The 15,500-nt window shown below is 64.2% G+C and carries 10 protein-coding genes and 1 tRNA gene; 5 read left to right on the forward strand and 6 right to left on the reverse strand.

The window, feature by feature from the left end:
- Window positions 1-137: 137 nt before the first annotated feature.
- From ACM1PE_RS01525 to ACM1PE_RS01540, 4 genes are all read right to left on the reverse strand, one after another.
- On the reverse strand, window positions 138-830 hold the full coding sequence (locus ACM1PE_RS01525; protein ID WP_059373754.1) for a hypothetical protein: 693 nt from the start codon (window positions 828-830) through the stop codon (window positions 138-140).
- Between the two features lie 312 nt (window positions 831-1,142).
- Window positions 1,143-3,578 carry an ATP-binding protein gene (locus ACM1PE_RS01530; protein ID WP_419342441.1) on the reverse strand — a complete coding sequence of 812 codons (2,436 nt, stop codon included), beginning with the start codon at window positions 3,576-3,578 and terminating at the stop codon, window positions 1,143-1,145.
- A gap of 29 nt (window positions 3,579-3,607) precedes the next feature.
- The gene (locus ACM1PE_RS01535; protein WP_059373756.1) at window positions 3,608-4,840 is read right to left on the reverse strand and encodes an EAL domain-containing response regulator; all 1,233 of its coding nucleotides are present in this window, start codon (window positions 4,838-4,840) and stop codon (window positions 3,608-3,610) included.
- Window positions 4,841-4,847: 7 nt separating this feature from the next.
- Complete coding sequence (locus tag ACM1PE_RS01540) at window positions 4,848-7,679, reverse strand: ATP-binding protein (protein ID WP_118932879.1); 2,832 nt, start codon at window positions 7,677-7,679, stop codon at window positions 4,848-4,850.
- A 457-nt stretch (window positions 7,680-8,136) separates the two neighbouring features.
- Here ACM1PE_RS01540 and ACM1PE_RS01545 point away from each other — a divergent pair, with 457 nt between their 5' ends.
- A complete protein-coding gene (locus ACM1PE_RS01545) occupies window positions 8,137-11,049 on the forward strand; it encodes an autotransporter domain-containing protein (RefSeq protein WP_419342444.1) in 2,913 nt (970 codons plus the stop codon).
- A 172-nt stretch (window positions 11,050-11,221) separates the two neighbouring features.
- Here the strand turns inward: ACM1PE_RS01545 and ACM1PE_RS01550 are convergent, their stop codons facing one another.
- Together ACM1PE_RS01550 and ACM1PE_RS01555 are read right to left on the reverse strand one after the other, a co-directional pair.
- The gene (locus ACM1PE_RS01550) at window positions 11,222-11,836 is read right to left on the reverse strand and encodes a hypothetical protein (protein WP_419342445.1); all 615 of its coding nucleotides are present in this window, start codon (window positions 11,834-11,836) and stop codon (window positions 11,222-11,224) included.
- A 111-nt stretch (window positions 11,837-11,947) separates the two neighbouring features.
- A tRNA-Gly gene (locus ACM1PE_RS01555) sits at window positions 11,948-12,023 on the reverse strand.
- 323 nt (window positions 12,024-12,346) lie between these two features.
- On the opposite strand from ACM1PE_RS01555, the gene ACM1PE_RS01560 reads away from it, so the two are divergent.
- The 4 genes from ACM1PE_RS01560 to ACM1PE_RS01575 are packed head-to-tail and all read left to right on the forward strand — an operon-like array spanning window position 12,347 to window position 15,500.
- On the forward strand, window positions 12,347-13,081 hold the full coding sequence (locus ACM1PE_RS01560; RefSeq protein ID WP_059373760.1) for a succinate dehydrogenase/fumarate reductase iron-sulfur subunit: 735 nt from the start codon (window positions 12,347-12,349) through the stop codon (window positions 13,079-13,081).
- 1 nt (window position 13,082) lies between these two features.
- Window positions 13,083-13,418, forward strand: coding sequence for a succinate dehydrogenase (locus ACM1PE_RS01565; protein ID WP_059373761.1), 336 nt, complete (start codon window positions 13,083-13,085; stop codon window positions 13,416-13,418).
- Window positions 13,415-13,759 carry a succinate dehydrogenase gene (locus tag ACM1PE_RS01570; RefSeq protein WP_059373762.1) on the forward strand — a complete coding sequence of 115 codons (345 nt, stop codon included), beginning with the start codon at window positions 13,415-13,417 and terminating at the stop codon, window positions 13,757-13,759. Before ACM1PE_RS01565 ends, ACM1PE_RS01570 begins: the two co-directional genes overlap by 4 nt.
- A gap of 1 nt (window position 13,760) precedes the next feature.
- Window positions 13,761-15,500 carry an L-aspartate oxidase gene (locus ACM1PE_RS01575; RefSeq protein WP_059373763.1) on the forward strand — a complete coding sequence of 580 codons (1,740 nt, stop codon included), beginning with the start codon at window positions 13,761-13,763 and terminating at the stop codon, window positions 15,498-15,500.

The following is a 15,500-nucleotide window of genomic DNA, read 5'->3' on the forward strand; positions in this document are numbered from 1 at the left end:
TTCGAGAGTTGTTGAAGGCGGGGTTGTGTAGCGGACGCTTCGTGTGCGTCCGAACCCATGCATCATCCTTGTTCAACCTAAGTCCAGGTCTGAGAAATTTCTCGTTCTGATCCCGATGCTGGCGGAATGCCGCGAGGCTATCGAATCTGGCCTCCAACCTTGAAGTCCCGCCATCTATCGCCGCCCATCGTCAGCAACAAGTCCAGGCTGTCCGCACCGATGCGCGGGGATAGCAGATCTCCCTGGAACATCAGGTTTGGAAACGACCGCAGCCAGTGAAAATCGATGGCCTGGTTGATATCCGAGACCAGCACCGGCAGCTTGAATGCCTGGGCGCGTTGCAGCAGGGAAAAGAACTTGCCATTCAGCATGGGCTGTTCTGAGATGCGCTCCGGGATCTTCAGGTGCAGGCCCACGACGCGCAGCACGCCGTGCGTGTTTGGTCGGCCCTCCACCAGCGTGGGATTGATCCTTACTCGCAGGCCGGCATTGAAATCATGCCGGTTCTTGTGCAGTTCGGCGTCCGGCAGCAGATCCCACGTCATGGGTATGTTCAAGGTGAACAGCGATGCGGGATAGCTCGGGCCTGCCGCGACGCCGTCGGCGGGGGCCGCGCCTAAGTGCAGGCGGCTTCGCTCCAGCGACAGGTCTAGCTCGGCGCATACGTTTCGCGCCGACCACTCGATGCGCGGGGCATCGAGCGCATAGCTGAATGACAGGGGAATGCCCTGATGTCCCTGCCGGAAGAGATGCAGCGTGTCGTGCAGTCTGTGAGCGGCGGGATCATCGATGAAATGTCGGGTCGCTTCGGCCGCGGGCAGGTCAGGCAATGCGTATTCGCAAACCCGGCCATCGGCGGAGAAGACGGGTTGATAACCGACTAGCGCCGAGGGCTGACGCGCGGGGCGTAAGCCGACGCCACCGCAAGGGAGATATTCCATTTTCGGTAGTAGCGCATGCCTGCGCGTTGTCGGCCAGGATGGCGACGGCGCTTGCGCGCATGGCATGCATTCGTTTGCAGTGGTTGATTCTAGAAATCACCCACTGCATGGGCCATGGGAATATTCTCAATTGTTCCCAATGGCCTCGCGCCGAGTGAACGCGGCCTTTCAAAGAAGGGGGGCGAGTCTGACTTCGCTGATTTACGCTTTCGCGATCTCGAGCATCTTGTCTCGCAACTGCGCGACAAAGGAGGCCACCTGCTGGGGCATGGCGCCGCCCAGGCCGTCCTTGCGGTGCAGGGCGGCAAGATCATCGGCCTGGGCCAGCAGAGGGGCCATGTGCACTGCGGCCAGGCCGCCGCGTATACGATGCAGCAAAGCGCGGATATCGGCGTTGTCGCCGCTCTTCATCGAGGCTTCCAGCCGAACCAGATCCTTGTCCATGGTTTCGAGAAAGACGGCCTTGTACTTGGCGGGAACCACCGGCTTGCCGGGCCGCGGCGGTTCGGCGGTGCTCTGTAGCGGGGCAGCCGGCCGGTCGGGCTTGCGGGGAGGTGCGGCGGCGTATGCCTGGAGCCGTTGCCTGAGCGTGCGCAGGCCTATCGGTTTGGCGAGCCAGCCGTTCATGTCGGCCGCTGCGCACCGCTGTTCCTCTGCGCGGGGCGTGCTTGTGACCAGGGCAAGGATGGGGAGCGTCGCGCCCTGGGCGCGCAGGGCCGCGGCGAACGCGTAGCCGTTCATGCCGGGCATGTCGGCGTCCGCCATGACCAGGTCGTAGGGCTGTATGTTCCACAATGCCAGTCCTTCGGCCCCGTCCGAGGCGACCGTGGCGTGGCAGCCCAGGCGCGCGAGCTGATCCTGCAGCGTGGCCTGGTTGATGAGATCGCTCTCCACGACCAGGACGCGCAGGTTCAGGAGGCGGTGGGCAGGCAGCGCGGCATGCGGGGGCCGATCTGTTCCGCCTTGCATCAGGTGTTGTACCGCGTAGCCGATCTCGCGCGCGGAATGGCGGTCTACCAGGACCGTGCCGCCGCCGCTGCGTGCGCTTCCCGCCACGATGCGCGGCCCTCTCCAGGGCGCATGTTCGGCATTCTTGTGCAAGGCCAGGTCGACCAACATGCCAGCCTCGTTGCCGTTGGCGACGATGCCTGCGGGGACGGTTCGGGACTGGGCCCCCCATTGCCGCAGCCACTGGGCCACGCTCTCGCCCGCTTCCTTGCGGGCGCTGCGCACCAGCACGCTTAGACCCTGCAACAGCGGTGGCGTATAGGCCAACGCGTCCGCCCGGTCCACCATGAAGGAAATGGAGAAGCTGCTGCCCAGCCCAGGTTCGCTGATGACCTGGATACGGGTTCCCATGAGCGCCGCCAGGCGGGCGCAAAGAAACAGACCCAGACCCAGGCCCGCGCCGCGCGCGGCCTGCGTTCCGGCAGCGGCCTGATGGAAGGGTTCGAACAGTTTGGCCTGCTGGGCTGCGGCGATGCCAATACCGCTATCGGCAACCTGCAGGTCCAGGCGGACCCTGGCGTCTGGCATGGCCTGCGCACGCAGCCTGGCGACGACGTGGCCGGAATCCGTGAACTTGATGGCGTTGCTCAGCAGGTTGTTCAGTATCTGCCGGATGCGTCCGGCGTCGCCGGTGACGCAGTTCGGTACCGAGGTGTCCAGGCAGCCATAGATGATCAACCCCTTGCGTTCTGCTATCGGAGCATGGGCCGCGACCGTGCTTTCGACCAGCTCGAGGGGATCGAATGCGCCGGTTTCCAGGGAGAACTGGCCTGATTCTATCCGGGCGATGTCGAGCAGATCGTCCGTAAGCTGCTGAAGTGCGAGGGATGCGTTCTGGACGCGGTCGACGTGTTGGCGCTGTTCTTCGTTCAGCGCCGTCATGCCCAACACTTCAAGGGTGCCCAATACCCCATGCAGCGGCGTGCGGATTTCGCGGTTGATGGCGGACAGGATGCCCGCCCCGGATTCGTAGAGCCTGTCTGCCTGAGCCTTTGCGCGTTTCAGGAGACGCTCCATGTCGGCGCGTGCGCTGATGTCGGCGAAGGCGCACAGCACTACATCCTGCCGGCGGTATCGAGTCGGGGCATAGGCTACCGTCAGCCTGCGGCCGTCATGGGTTTTGAATGCCTCGATGTTGCCGGGCTCCCGTGCGTGCAGGGCTTGCATCAAGAGGCGTCTGGCGTCGGGTGTGTCGGGCAAGACCTGGCCGGCGCCCGCGCCCAACCATTGCAGCGCCAAGGCGTTGCCGAAGACCAGCCGGCCGTTCTCGCGCGAGAGCGCACATAGCGCGCAAGGCGTCGTGGCGAGCATCGTTCGGCAGAGCGCCTCGCACTCGGCCAGCGCCTGCCGCGCCGCTCTCGCCGGCAGGATGATGCGGCGGCGGCACCAGAACCAGAGCAGCGCGCCGGCATAGAGTCCGGCGGCCAGCAACAGCAAGGTGCAGGCGAACAGCCAGATGTTGGTCTGCACGATGGTCGCGAAGTCCAGCCGCATCAGGTCGGCGTGGCGCCGTTGGATCTGTTGGCGCCCGCAGTAGAGCGCGGCGACGCAAAGCAGGACGGGCGGCATGGCGCGCAGGCATGCCATGCTCAGGTGGCGCAGGCTGCGGGCTATTCTGTTCGGCGGCATATCCGGTATCGGAGCGATGTCGGCATGCCCTAGTGGGGCGGAGACAGCGGGGCGAAATAGGAATTCGGTTCGTAGGCCAGCAACTCGCAGAAGGTCGCAACGTTGACGGCTGCGGAAATAAGGAATCCTTGTGCGACATCGCAGCCGATCCGTCGTAGCAATTCCAGGTCTTCCAGCGTTTCCACGCCTTCGGCGGTCACCTGCAGGCCCAGTTGCCGTCCCAGCTGGATCGACGCCACCAGCGCGGCCGCCAGCGACTCGTCGGCCGCGGCGCCGTTGACGAAGGCGCGATCGATCTTCACCTCGGTGTAAGGGGTGGAGATGAGGTTGTACATGGAGCTGTAACCCTTGCCGAAATCATCTTGCGACAGCCCGAACCCCTTCAGGCGCAGGCGGCTGGCTCCCATGTGGAACTGCCCGGCGAGTGTCGGCATCGCGTCCTCGAGCAATTCGAAGGTCACGTCCGAGGCGGGTATGCCGAGTCCGGAGACCATGGCATGGAGTTCGTCGGGCAACTGCGGAAGATCCAGCAGGCTGGCCGAAAGATTGACCGAAATGGGAATGCGGTGCCCTTGATCGCGCCAGATGGAATAGGCTCTCAGGCCATCGTCCAACATGCGCAGCAGCAGTTCGTGGTCCAGATCGTAGGCGCGCAGCGATGCGAGGAACGAGGAGGGCAGCATCAGGCCCAGTTCTTTGTGCTGCCAGCGGACCAGCGCCTCGGCGCCGACGATGTTGCCGGAAACGAGTGATTTCTTCGGCTGAAACCAGGCCTGGATACTGCCGTCGCGCAGGGCGTTCTCGATCATGCGCCGGTCGAGCAGAGGTCGAGACTGATCGGCGCCGGCGGGAGCTCGCGCTGGCGCCGGGGCGGTTTGCTTTCTCAGCAGGCCTGCCGCCAGGCTGCCGATCTGCTCGGTGGAAACCGGCTTGATGAAGCTTGCCATGACGGCGAATCCGCGCTCTTTTGCCATGAGTCCGATGCTGTTGCTCATCCGCCGGGAGCATCCCGTGACGATCGCCAATATCGGATTAAGGCCGCGACAGGCGAGTTCATGAATGAACTGCGCGCCGTCCATGCCGGGCATGTCCACATCCATGAGCACCAGTTGATGTTTCTCTCTCCAGATCTGGTCCAGGGCGTCGTGCGCGTCGAGCGCCGTGTCGACGTGCGGGAAGCCTGCTTCCTCAAGCATGTCTTTCAGCAAGGCGCATTGGTAGGCGTGATCATCCAGTACCAGTACTTTGAGTTTGGACAGCATTTTTTCGTCAGCCTTCGGCGTATGCGTGCAAGGTTGCGGTCAGGGCCAGGATGGGCAGGGGCTTGATCAGCACCTGATTCATGCCGGCTTCCTGCGCCTTGGTTATGGTTTCGGGCGCCGCGCAGGCCGTCACGCCCAGTATGGTTCCCCGGTAGCCGAGTTTGCGCAGGGCTCTGGCCAGCTCGTAGCCGTCCAGGACAGGCATATTGATGTCGGTGATGACGGCGTCGTACTTGTCGGGATCCCAGCGTTGCAGCGCTTCGCCGCCGTTGGAGGCTATGGTGGCTGAGCATCCCAAGTACTCGAGTTGCTCGCGCAGGATGATCTGGTTGATTGCGTTGTCCTCGACCACCAGGATCCGTAGCCCCAGCGAAGGCCGTTGCGTGCCGGGAGAGGGCGGCAGGACTTGTTCGCGGCCGTGTTGGGCCATGCCTACGGCGGTTCCGATACTGAATGGATTGCCCTGACTCGTGACGCCGAGGCGGCCGCCGCGCGACGCGATCGAAGCATGGTCGGCGCCTGGGGCGAGCACGCGCACCCTGCTGCCGGCCCAAGACGCTTCTGTCAGTCCGGGCGGCCAGGTCTGCAGCAAGACCGCGTTGTCGGCATCTTGTCCATGGCTCTGCCCGCGATAGGGTATGGCGATGGCGCCCCAATTGTTCAGCCACGCGCATGCGTTCGCCACGACCTCCGGAATGGCGCCGCTGACGTAGACGGCGCTGCGTCGTAGCGCTATGGGCGATGCCGGTTCCATTTCGGTTACGTCGAGCGCGACGGTGAACGTTATGCTGGTACCCAGGCCGACCTCGCTGACCACGGTCAGGCTGCCTCCCATCAGGTCGACCAGGCGGCGGCTGATGGCCAGGCCCAGGCCAGTGCCGGTCGCGTCCCGGCCCAGCCCGGAATGCGCTCGAAAGTAGGGCTCGAATAGCTGGGCTTGCGATTCCGCGCGTATGCCGACGCCGGTATCGGCGACCTGGAAGCGCAGCGTCACCTTGCCAGGATCGACGACGCTCGCGGTTCCTCGCAGCACGACCCGGCCCGCCTCGGTGAACTTGACCGAGTTGCTCACCAGATTGTTGAGGATCTGCTGCAACCGGACCGGATCCCCCTTCACCATTGCCGGCATACCGGTGTCGGATAGGGAAAAAATCTGTAGCCCCTTGCCCTGGGCGCGAGCGGCATAGTTGGCCACGACTCTTTCCAGCATCTCCGCGGGCGAGAACTCCGAAAGGATCAGGTCCTCGTGGCCGGCCTCCATGCGAGACAGGTCCAGCGTGTCGTTGATGGTGCGCAGCAAGGTCGAGGAGGATTGCTGGACGGTTTGAAGGTATTGCTGCTGCTGGCTCGTCATGGGCGTGAGCGCGAGCAGCTCCAGCGTGCCCAGGATGCCGTACAGAGGGGTGCGTATTTCGTGGCTGATCGTGGCGAAGAACAGGGTTTTGGCGTCATTCGCCTGGTCGGCAGCCAGTTTGGCACTGCGCAAGGTGTGTTCAATTTCCTTCTGCGCGGAAATATCGCTGATGGCGCATATCACGACGTTCTCGGATTGGTAGCTGGTCGCGGCGTATGTCAGGCAGACGGTGCGTCCGTCGCCAAGCTGATACTCATGCCGGCCTGCCTGGTCGCCAGCGCTGCGCGTGTCCTCGCGCCACCTGTCGTGCGCGCCCAGCAGATGGCGCGCCGTCTCGTTCGATATGACCTGGGTGCCGTCGGCGGGGCGAACCAGGCTGAGCCCGATTGGCGCGACGTCAATGATCTTCCGGTTCAGGGCGAGGCTGTCGATGAGCGCGGTCTGATGCCGGATCGCGGGCGAAATCAGTGTCTCCCTGATGTGGCGTACCCCCAGCAGGACCACCGTGCTCAGGCAGGCTGCGATCGTACCCACAGCCCAGAAGGCGGATGCGCCATGTTTCAGCACGTCCTGCGTCGGCACGTAGTAGATCAGTCGCCAGCCGGCTTCGCCGACCGCCTTGCTCAGCGCCAGGCTGTGGGGAAGCCAGCTGGCGCCTTGGAAGCTGAAGGAGTCGCGGGTCAATCTCGCCGACATCGAACCGGTGGCGGAAGGCGAGGGGCCGCCGTGCAAGGCGACCCGGCTGTCGCTGTCGTAAAGCGCATAGCTTGCGCCGTCGCTGGCATGTTGCGCCGTGATGACGGAAGCGATGTCGTCGACTTCGAGCCCTACCCAGGTCTGCTCGCGGCCTGCCGTGTCCAGAGGCGTGTAGAGAAACAGATGATCGGTGGCGTCCGTCAGGGGCCTGATCCAGACGACTGGCGCGCGTCCGTCGTCCGGATCAGGCGTGGCGTGATGCGACGCCAGCGCGTCGTAGAGCCATTTTTCCGCTTCCCTGGAAATCTGGTGGCCGTCCCGCCGCGTGTCGTCCACCGCCAGACGTGTCGCGCCGGAGTCTGCCAGCGTTGTGTAGACGATGCGCGCATTGGCGGCGGCTACGTCCGCCCGGTTGCGGCGGGTGAGAATCAGCGCCCATTCGTAGGCGTCCGCTCCGTTCGTCAGCGGGATCACGTTGATCTGTCCGGTCTGGCCGAAGGTCCTGGGCGTGTGCTGGGCCGGCATGCGGTCGGTGTTGCGCACCGACGAGGCAGCCACGGCCCGCAGCAGCGTTTCGCGCTGGTCGAAGAATATCTGCGCCCGGTCGGCGGCGGCGTTCATGCGGCGGCGGTAACTGGACACCTCATCGCTGAACGACCAGTACATCAACAGCATCGTGCCGATGAGTATGCATGCCAGCAGCGCCATCGCGAGCAGGTGCAGCAGGATCATCGGCAATCTGGTGGTTGCCGGCATGTATCCGTCGGGGAGGCTGGGGGCGGCCATCATGCAAACGATGGTAGGGGCCGGGCCGGGCTTCACGGATAAGAAAATTCTGGAAGCGGGCCGGTGCCGCGCCTCGTTCCCGCGCCGGCTATGTCAATTTGTTTCCCGAATGGCTTGGAAGTCGGGAAATAGAACGCCAGTTGTATCGGTTTGGATGGTATCCAAAAAGAAAAAATAAATAAATCGGATATTGGCCATTTTAATTATTTTTCGCCGATGGATGGTATCCATATTCGATTATTCAGGTTTTGGATGGTATCCAAGTTGCTGAATTAATTAATAAAGATGGTATCTATTCATTAATTTTCGGTATTGAAAGAAAAGGGGTATAAATTGCCTCCTTTTTTCGCGAAAACTTATTTCGGCCATTGGGTTTACCCGGTTACTTAATAATACTTTTATAGCGATCCGGTAATGCCCTGGATATCAAATTTATTAATCAAAACATGGAGGATTTACGTTGATACATGACACGAAGAAATGGCTGACGGCGACGCTCGCGCTGAGCGCGTCCTACTGCGGTGGCGTCGCGGCTGCGGACCTGACGGTTACGTCGGGCAATACGCAGGTGTTCGACGGCTCGGCCAATTTCCCCGGCGGGGTGGATGTCAACGGCGGCACGCTGGTGATCGGCGGCAATGGCGGCGGCTCTGGCGTTACGTTGGGCGGCAACGTCAATGCGAACTCGAACGGCACCGTCGCGGGCTTTGGCTCGATCAACGGCGATCTCAATGTGTCCGGCGCGCGCGTGGCGCCAGGCTATGAAGTCGGCACGCCTACTGGCGTCTCCAATGGCAACCTGGTCGTCAACGGCAATCTGTCGATGAACAACTCGGTGTTCAATTTCGAGACCGGCTACGCGGGGCTGCCCATTACGCAACCTGGCACCGGCGACAACATCACCGTGCGCGGCAATGCCGCCATCAATAACACGACGCTGAACGTCACGGTCAACACCCTGGGCGTCAACGCCGGCTACTACCGGATCCTGTCCTACGGCGGCAGCCTGAGCGGCAACGGCCTGACGCTGGGATCGGTCTCGGGCGATTCCGCGCCTGCCGCGACCATCCAGAACCTGACCGGCGACAAGCAGATCAATCTCATCCTGGGGCCGAGCACCACCAACCTGTGGAATGGCAACGGCGCGGCATCCGCGACCCGCTCGGGCGGCGGCAACGGCACCTGGAGCGCGGCCAGCGCCAACTGGAACAGCCCGAGCAATGCCACGGGCGCCCTGCCCGACGGCGGCTACGCGATTTTCACGGGCGCGGTCGGCACGGTGAACGTGGACGGCAGCGCCGGTCCGGTGCGCGTGTCGGGCATCCAGTTCGCCACCGATCGCTACCGCTTGCAAGGCGCTCCCATCACCCTGGTCGGCAGCGGCGGCAATCCCCCGGCGATCGTGGTCGGCGACGGCACCTATGCTTCGGGCCAATTCGTCGACACCATCGACAACCCCTTGCAGGGCACGCAGGGCTTCGTCAAGACCGGCCCGGGATCGGTCATCCTGACCGCGGACAGCAGCGGCCTCACGGGCCCCATCCTGATCGCCGACGGCGCCCTGGAGATCGACGGCAAGCTGAACGGCCCGATGGACATCGGCCGTGAAGTGGTGCTGGCAGGCGTGGGCCAGGTGGGCACCACCAACCTCTATCCCACCGCGGTCATCTCGCCCGGCAATGACGGCACGCCCATGGGCACGCTCACCGTCAACGGCAACCTGACCTTTGGCCAGAACACCATCTACCGCGTGCATGCCGATCCGGCCAGCAACCTCAGCGACCGCATCCACGTCACCGGCGTCGCCTACCTCGACGGCACCGTGGCGCACGTGGGTCCTGACGGCAATTACGCGCCGCGCACGACCTACAACATCCTGACGGCGGATGGCGGCATCCAGGGCCAGTTCACCGGCGCTTCGAGCAGCTATGCGTTCCTGACGCCGACGCTCAGCTACGACCCGAAGAATGCGTACATGACCCTGACCCGCAATGATGTGCCGATCGGCAGCATCGGCGGTTCGGGCAACGAGAGCAACGTGGGCGGCGCGCTGGACAAGGAAGAGCCGCCCGCGACGGGCAACGGTTCCTCCTCGAACGGCAACGGCTCGACGTCGACCGGCAATGGTTCGTCCTCGAACGGCAACGGCTCGACGTCGACGGGCAACGGTTCGTCCTCGAACGGCAATGGTTCGACGTCGACGGGCAACGGTTCGTCCACCGCCGGCAATGAAACGCCGTCCGCCGGTAGCGGATCCTCCCTGGTCGACAGCGGCATCGCCGCTGGCAAGAACACCGGCGCCAGCCAGGTGGCGGCGGCCGTGCTCGCGATGACGCCGAACGAAGCGCGTTCGGCCTTGAGGATGCTGTCGGGCGAGGCTTACGCCAGCACCGCGAGCGTGCTGCTGAGCCAGGGCGACACCGTGCGCACGCTGCCGTTGTCCCATCTGCGCGGCAACCTCGATGCGCCGGTGGTCGCCGGCCGGCCCACGGCCCAATTGGGCGCGCCCTCGTCCGACGCCATGCCGCAAAGCGGCGCGTCGCCGGTGTGGGCGCAAGCGTTCGGTAACTGGAGCAAGTTCGGCGGCGACGGCGACGCGTCCAGCCTGAGCCAATCGTCCGGCGGCCTCTTCGTCGGCGGCGATGGCGCGGTCGGCGGCGGCTGGCGCCTGGGCGGCGCGGTCGGCTACATCGGCAGCCACAACTCGATCGACGATACGTCTTCGCGCACCAATGTGGACAGCTATACGGCGACCCTGTTTGGCGGACGGAACTTCCAGGCCGGCCCCGGCCACATCCGCTTCATGGCCGGCGCAGCCTACACCTGGCATGACATCGACGCGAAGCGCGACGTGGCGGCCGGCAGCTTGAACCAGCGTCTCGAGTCGTCCTACCACGCCTCGTCGACGCAGGTGTTCACCGAACTCGGCTATAAGCTGCCGCTGGGCGATGCCTACACCATCGAACCCTTTGCCGGTCTGGCATGGAACCAGCTGCGCACGCGCGGCTTCGAGGAATCGGGCGGCACGGCGGCCCTGCACGGGTCCAGCAATTCCGATGACGTGACCAGCACCACGCTGGGGCTGCGAGGCGGCTGGGAGTTCGGCTCCGACCGCACGCCGGGGCGCTTGACGGCGTCGCTGGGCTGGCGCCATGCCATGGGCGATGTGAAGCCCAAGCAGCAGTTGGCCTTTGAAGGCGGCAGCACGTTCTCGGTGACGGGCGTGCCGATCGCGCGCGACGCCGCAGTGTTGGGCTTGGGCGCCGAGATGGCGATCACGCGCAACACGACGGCCGGCATTGCGTACGACGCGCAGTTCGGCGGCGGCAACCGCCAGCAGTCGGGCGTGCTCAAGCTGGCTGTGCGCTTCTGATCGGACGCGGCAAGGCACAACAGGCATCGCGATTGCGGCGCCCGTTGTGCCTGTGCGGGTTGGAATCCAGGCCAAATGAAAAAGGGGCGAATCGAAAGATTCGCCCCTTTTTCAATGACTTGCTTAAGAATGCGCGCTGAGCGGGGCCAGAGCGGACGAGACGCAGTTGGTCCTAGTGCCTATCGGCCCCTTGCCATCGCAGATAAGCCGAGCGGGTAACAGCAGACACTGAATCCAGGACTTTCCGGTGATCGACCTGATGCCGCAGCATCAGCCGTGCATCGGCCACGGCGCGGGATTTGCAGAACCAATGGCAACTGTGTTGCAGCAGATACAACTCTGCCGAGAGGTGGTATGCGCGTTCTCTTGCGTCCCAGTGGCTCTCGTTGTCCACGACATGGCGCAAGCCGGCTGCATGGATGTGCAGCAGTTCACGAAAATCCCGTGTCATTGCAGGCAGAAAGCGCTCGATGTATGGCACGCAGAACGAGAGCGTGCTCACGCGGGTAGCCTGTGGACTTTCCTTTTGCATGGCGTCGGCCAGCGACTGCACTTGTGCCGCTACGGCGCGTTCGGTCTGGGCGAAGGTTTCCAGCACCTGTAGCTGGCGTGTTTCGGTATCTTCGCGGATGGCGCGTGTGTAGCCTTGCGTCAGTGTTTCCATGTGGCGCTCAAGCTGCAAATCGCCCAGATGACGCCCCAGCAGCGCAATGCGGGCGCGCTGGTAGCGCACGCGCAGCACCTGCCATGCCGCGCCAAGCACCAGCAGGATCAATGCGGTATCCATTGCCCGTGTTCCCTCATTTTCCAAGCGGCGCAAACCGCAATGAAAAAAGGGCCCGTAGGCCCTTTCTCAACGATTTTCAGAATTCCGTGAAGGAAGCTGGAAATCAAAATTTGGAGCGGGAGACGAGTCTCGAACTCGCGACCTCAACCTTGGCAAGGTTGCGCTCTACCAACTGAGCTACTCCCGCATTTTCGTTGCCTGGCACCATCCGTGATCGTTGCGATCCGGAGGCGGTTGCGGCAAGCGAGGCGGAAGTATACCTAATTTTCAAAAACGTGCCTGAGGGGGGCTGCGGCCTGGCCGGATCCCAGTCCGGCGGCGGCCTGGAGGCGGCCAGTGATCGCCATCCGTTGAAGATGTGGCGGCGCGGCAGGCGCCGGATCGTTCGGCGCCCCCTCTGGGCAGGTAAAAAATAACTTCAAAAAATATCAACCAAATCCATATTGCTTCACCGATACGCGAGATTCAGAATTCTGTTCATGGGCGCAGCCTGTCGTCCGAGGGCGGAAAATGGATACGAAGAACTCCACGAATCAGCGACAACTCACGGTCCGCATCTCTCGGGGAACCGAAGACGGAAGCTATTCCACCTACTCGGTCCCGTGGCGGGAGAACCAGACGGTCCTGGATGTGGTGACCGAAGTGCAGCGCACGCAGGAACCGAGCCTCTCGTACCGCTATGCCTGTCGCGTCGGCGTGTGCGGGTCCTGTGCCATGACGGTCAATGGCAAGCCGCGCTGGACCTGCCGCACGCACGTGAGCCGGGTCGAGGAAGGCGGCGTGATCGTGATCGAGCCGATGCGCAACATGCCGCGGATCAAGGATCTCGTCGTCGACATGAGCGAGTTCTTCCAGAAGTGGGCGCGCGCCGGGAATACCTTCGTCGGCACGGCCACGCGCAACGATCCGCCGGCGCTGGTGTCGCCGCAAAGCAAGAAGCGCAAGCAGGCAGACGCGGCCATCGAATGCATCAACTGCGGCGTGTGCTACGCGGCCTGTGACGTGGTGTCCTGGGACAAGGACTATCTTGGCCCGGCCGCCCTGAACCGCGCGTGGACGCTGTTCAATGACGAACGCCACGCCGACCCCAAGGACGTGCTGCGCAAGGCCACCTCCGGCAGCGGCTGCAATTCCTGCCACACCCAGGGCAGTTGCATGAAGCACTGTCCGGTAAGCCTCAGCCCCACCGGCAGCATTGCGGGATTGAAGCGCAGCGCCATCTTCAGCCTGCTCAAGGGGGGCTGACATGGAAGCTCGTCTTTTCGCGCTCCAGCGTCTGACGGCGATGGTGATGGCGCCCTTTGTCCTGGTGCATGTGGGCCTGGTCATCTATGCCGTGCGCGGCGGCCTGACCGCGGGCGAGATTCTCTCGCGCACCCAGGGCAACTGGTTCTGGATCGTTTTCTACGGCCTGTTCGTCGTGAGCGTGGCGGTCCACGTGCCGATCGGCGTGCGCAACATCCTGATCGAGTGGCTGCGGCTGGGCCGCGGCGCGGCGTCCGCGGTCGGACTGGCGTTCGGCTTGGGGCTGTTCATCCTGGGCGTGCGCGCCGTCGCGGCGGTAGGAGGGTTGATGCCATGAGATCGGCGCGCAACCATCAGGCGTACTGGGCCTTCCTGGGGCATCGCATCTCCGGCCTGGCGCTGGCTCTGTTCCTGCCGGCGCATTTCTATGTGCTGGCGATGGCGCTGGACGAAGCGCGGCTGGACGGATTCCTGAAGCTTGCCGACATGCCGGCCATGAAGGTCGGCGAGTGGGGGCTGGTGCTGCTGCTGACCTTGCACATGTTCTTCGGGCTGCGCCTGCTCGCGCTGGAGCTGCTGCCCTGGAGTTCGCCGCGGGACGCGCGCATCGCCTGGATCGGCTGGGGCTTTGCGGTCTCCATGGCGACGGGCCTGGTTTTCATCGCGGGAGTGATCTGAGATGCGGATCGAGAACATCAAGACGGACATTCTTGTGCTGGGTACCGGCGGCGCCGGCCTGTTCGCGGCGCTGCACGCGAAGAAGGCGAATCCGTCGTTGCGCGTGACGGTGACGGTGAAGGGCCTGCTGGGCAAGTGCGGCTGTACCCGCATGGTCCAAGGCGGCTACAACGTCGCGCTGGCCGCGGGCGACTCGGTGGAACGCCACTTCATGGACACCATCGAGGGCGGCAAATGGCTGCCGCGCCAGGACCTGGCGTGGCGGCTGGTCGAAGGCGCGGTCGAGCGGGTGCGCGAACTGGAAAACGAGATCGGCTGCTTCTTCGACCGCAATCCCGACGGCACCTTGCATTCCAAGGCGTTTGCCGGCCAGAGCTTCGACCGCACCGTGCACAAGGCCGATCTGACGGGTATCGAGATCATCAACCGGCTCATGGAGCAGGTGCGGGCGCTGGATGTCGACGAGCTGGAAGAGCACCGCGCCATCGAACTGATTCCCGCCGCCGACGGCTCGGGCATTGCGGGCGTGTTGTTCATCGACATGCGGACGGGCGCGTACCGCTTTATTCAGGCCAAGGCCGTGCTGTTGGCAACGGGGGCGGGCCCGACCATGTACCGCTACCACACGCCTTCGGGCGACAAGACCTGCGACGGCCTGGCCATGGCGCTGCGCTATGGCTTGAAGCTGCGGGACATGGAGATGGTGCAGTTTCACCCCACGGGCCTGCTCGGCGGGCCGGACACGCGCATGACCGGAACGGTGCTGGAGGAAGGGCTGCGCGGGGCGGGCGGCTACCTGCTCAACGGCGACGGCGAGCGTTTCATGGCCAATTACGACAAGCGCGGCGAACGGGCGACGCGTGATGTGGTCAGCCGCGGCATCTACGCCGAGATGCGTGCGGGACGCACGGGGCCGATGGGCGGGGTCTACATCCAGATGAGCCATCTGGGCCCGGACAAGGTGGCCAAGACCTTTCCCGGCATGGTCAATCGGTGCAAGGATTGCGGCTTCGACCTGGCAGGCGGCAAGGTGGAAGTGGTGCCGACGGCCCACTACCTGATGGGTGGGGTCGAATTCAATGTGGACGGTTCGACCGCGTCGCCGGGCTTGTATGCGGCCGGGGAGGACTGCGGCGGCGTGCATGGCGCCAACCGCCTGGGCGGCAACGGCGTCGCCAATTCCACGGTGTTCGGCGGCATCGCGGGCGATGCGATGGCGGCCTACGTCGCGAAGTCCGGCCAGTGGCGCGACCCCGACCAGCGCGTCATCGAGCGCGGCATCGAACGCGCCGAGTTCCCGTTTTCCCGGCCCGCGGGCCGCATCCACGAGCTGCGCGACGCGCTCTCGCAAACCATGTGGGACGACGTAGGCGTGTTGCGCCGCCAAGAGGCCATGGCGCATGGTCTGGATGCCATTGCCGGCCACCGCGCAGCCTTGCGCGACATCGGCGTGGCTGACGGCGACCGCCGCTACAACCTGACCTGGCATGACTGGCTCAACCTGGAGAGCCTGGTCGACATTTCCAAGGTCATCACGGTCTCGGCGCTGGCGCGCGAGAACAGCCGCGGCGCGCACTACCGCGAAGATTTCCCCGAGGCCGGCGACCTGCACACCAGCTGCTACACGCGCGTGAGCGCGCAGGACGGCGAGGTGGCGCTGGAGATGGTTCCGGTTTCCTTCGACATCGTAAAACCCGGCGAATCGCTCATCGAGGGCGAGGCGGGCATCCCCCAGAGCTGA

This window comes from Achromobacter sp. PD1, from assembly GCF_048541815.1.
GTDB classification, from domain to species: Bacteria; Pseudomonadota; Gammaproteobacteria; order Burkholderiales; family Burkholderiaceae_B; genus Achromobacter; species Achromobacter bronchisepticus_A.

Bases quoted from the DNA above. Each gene is read 5' to 3' on its own strand.
- ACM1PE_RS01575 (WP_059373763.1), top strand. From the start codon at position 13,761: ATGCGGATCGAGAACATCAAGACGGACATTCTTGTGCTGGGTACCGGC.
- ACM1PE_RS01560 (WP_059373760.1), top strand. From the start codon at position 12,347: ATGGATACGAAGAACTCCACGAATCAGCGACAACTCACGGTCCGCATC.
- ACM1PE_RS01550 (WP_419342445.1), bottom strand. From the start codon at position 11,836: ATGGATACCGCATTGATCCTGCTGGTGCTTGGCGCGGCATGGCAGGTG.
- ACM1PE_RS01540 (WP_118932879.1), bottom strand. From the start codon at position 7,679: ATGATGGCCGCCCCCAGCCTCCCCGACGGATACATGCCGGCAACCACC.
- ACM1PE_RS01535 (WP_059373756.1), bottom strand. From the start codon at position 4,840: ATGCTGTCCAAACTCAAAGTACTGGTACTGGATGATCACGCCTACCAA.
- ACM1PE_RS01565 (WP_059373761.1), top strand. From the start codon at position 13,083: ATGGAAGCTCGTCTTTTCGCGCTCCAGCGTCTGACGGCGATGGTGATG.
- ACM1PE_RS01570 (WP_059373762.1), top strand. From the start codon at position 13,415: ATGAGATCGGCGCGCAACCATCAGGCGTACTGGGCCTTCCTGGGGCAT.
- ACM1PE_RS01530 (WP_419342441.1), bottom strand. From the start codon at position 3,578: ATGCCGCCGAACAGAATAGCCCGCAGCCTGCGCCACCTGAGCATGGCA.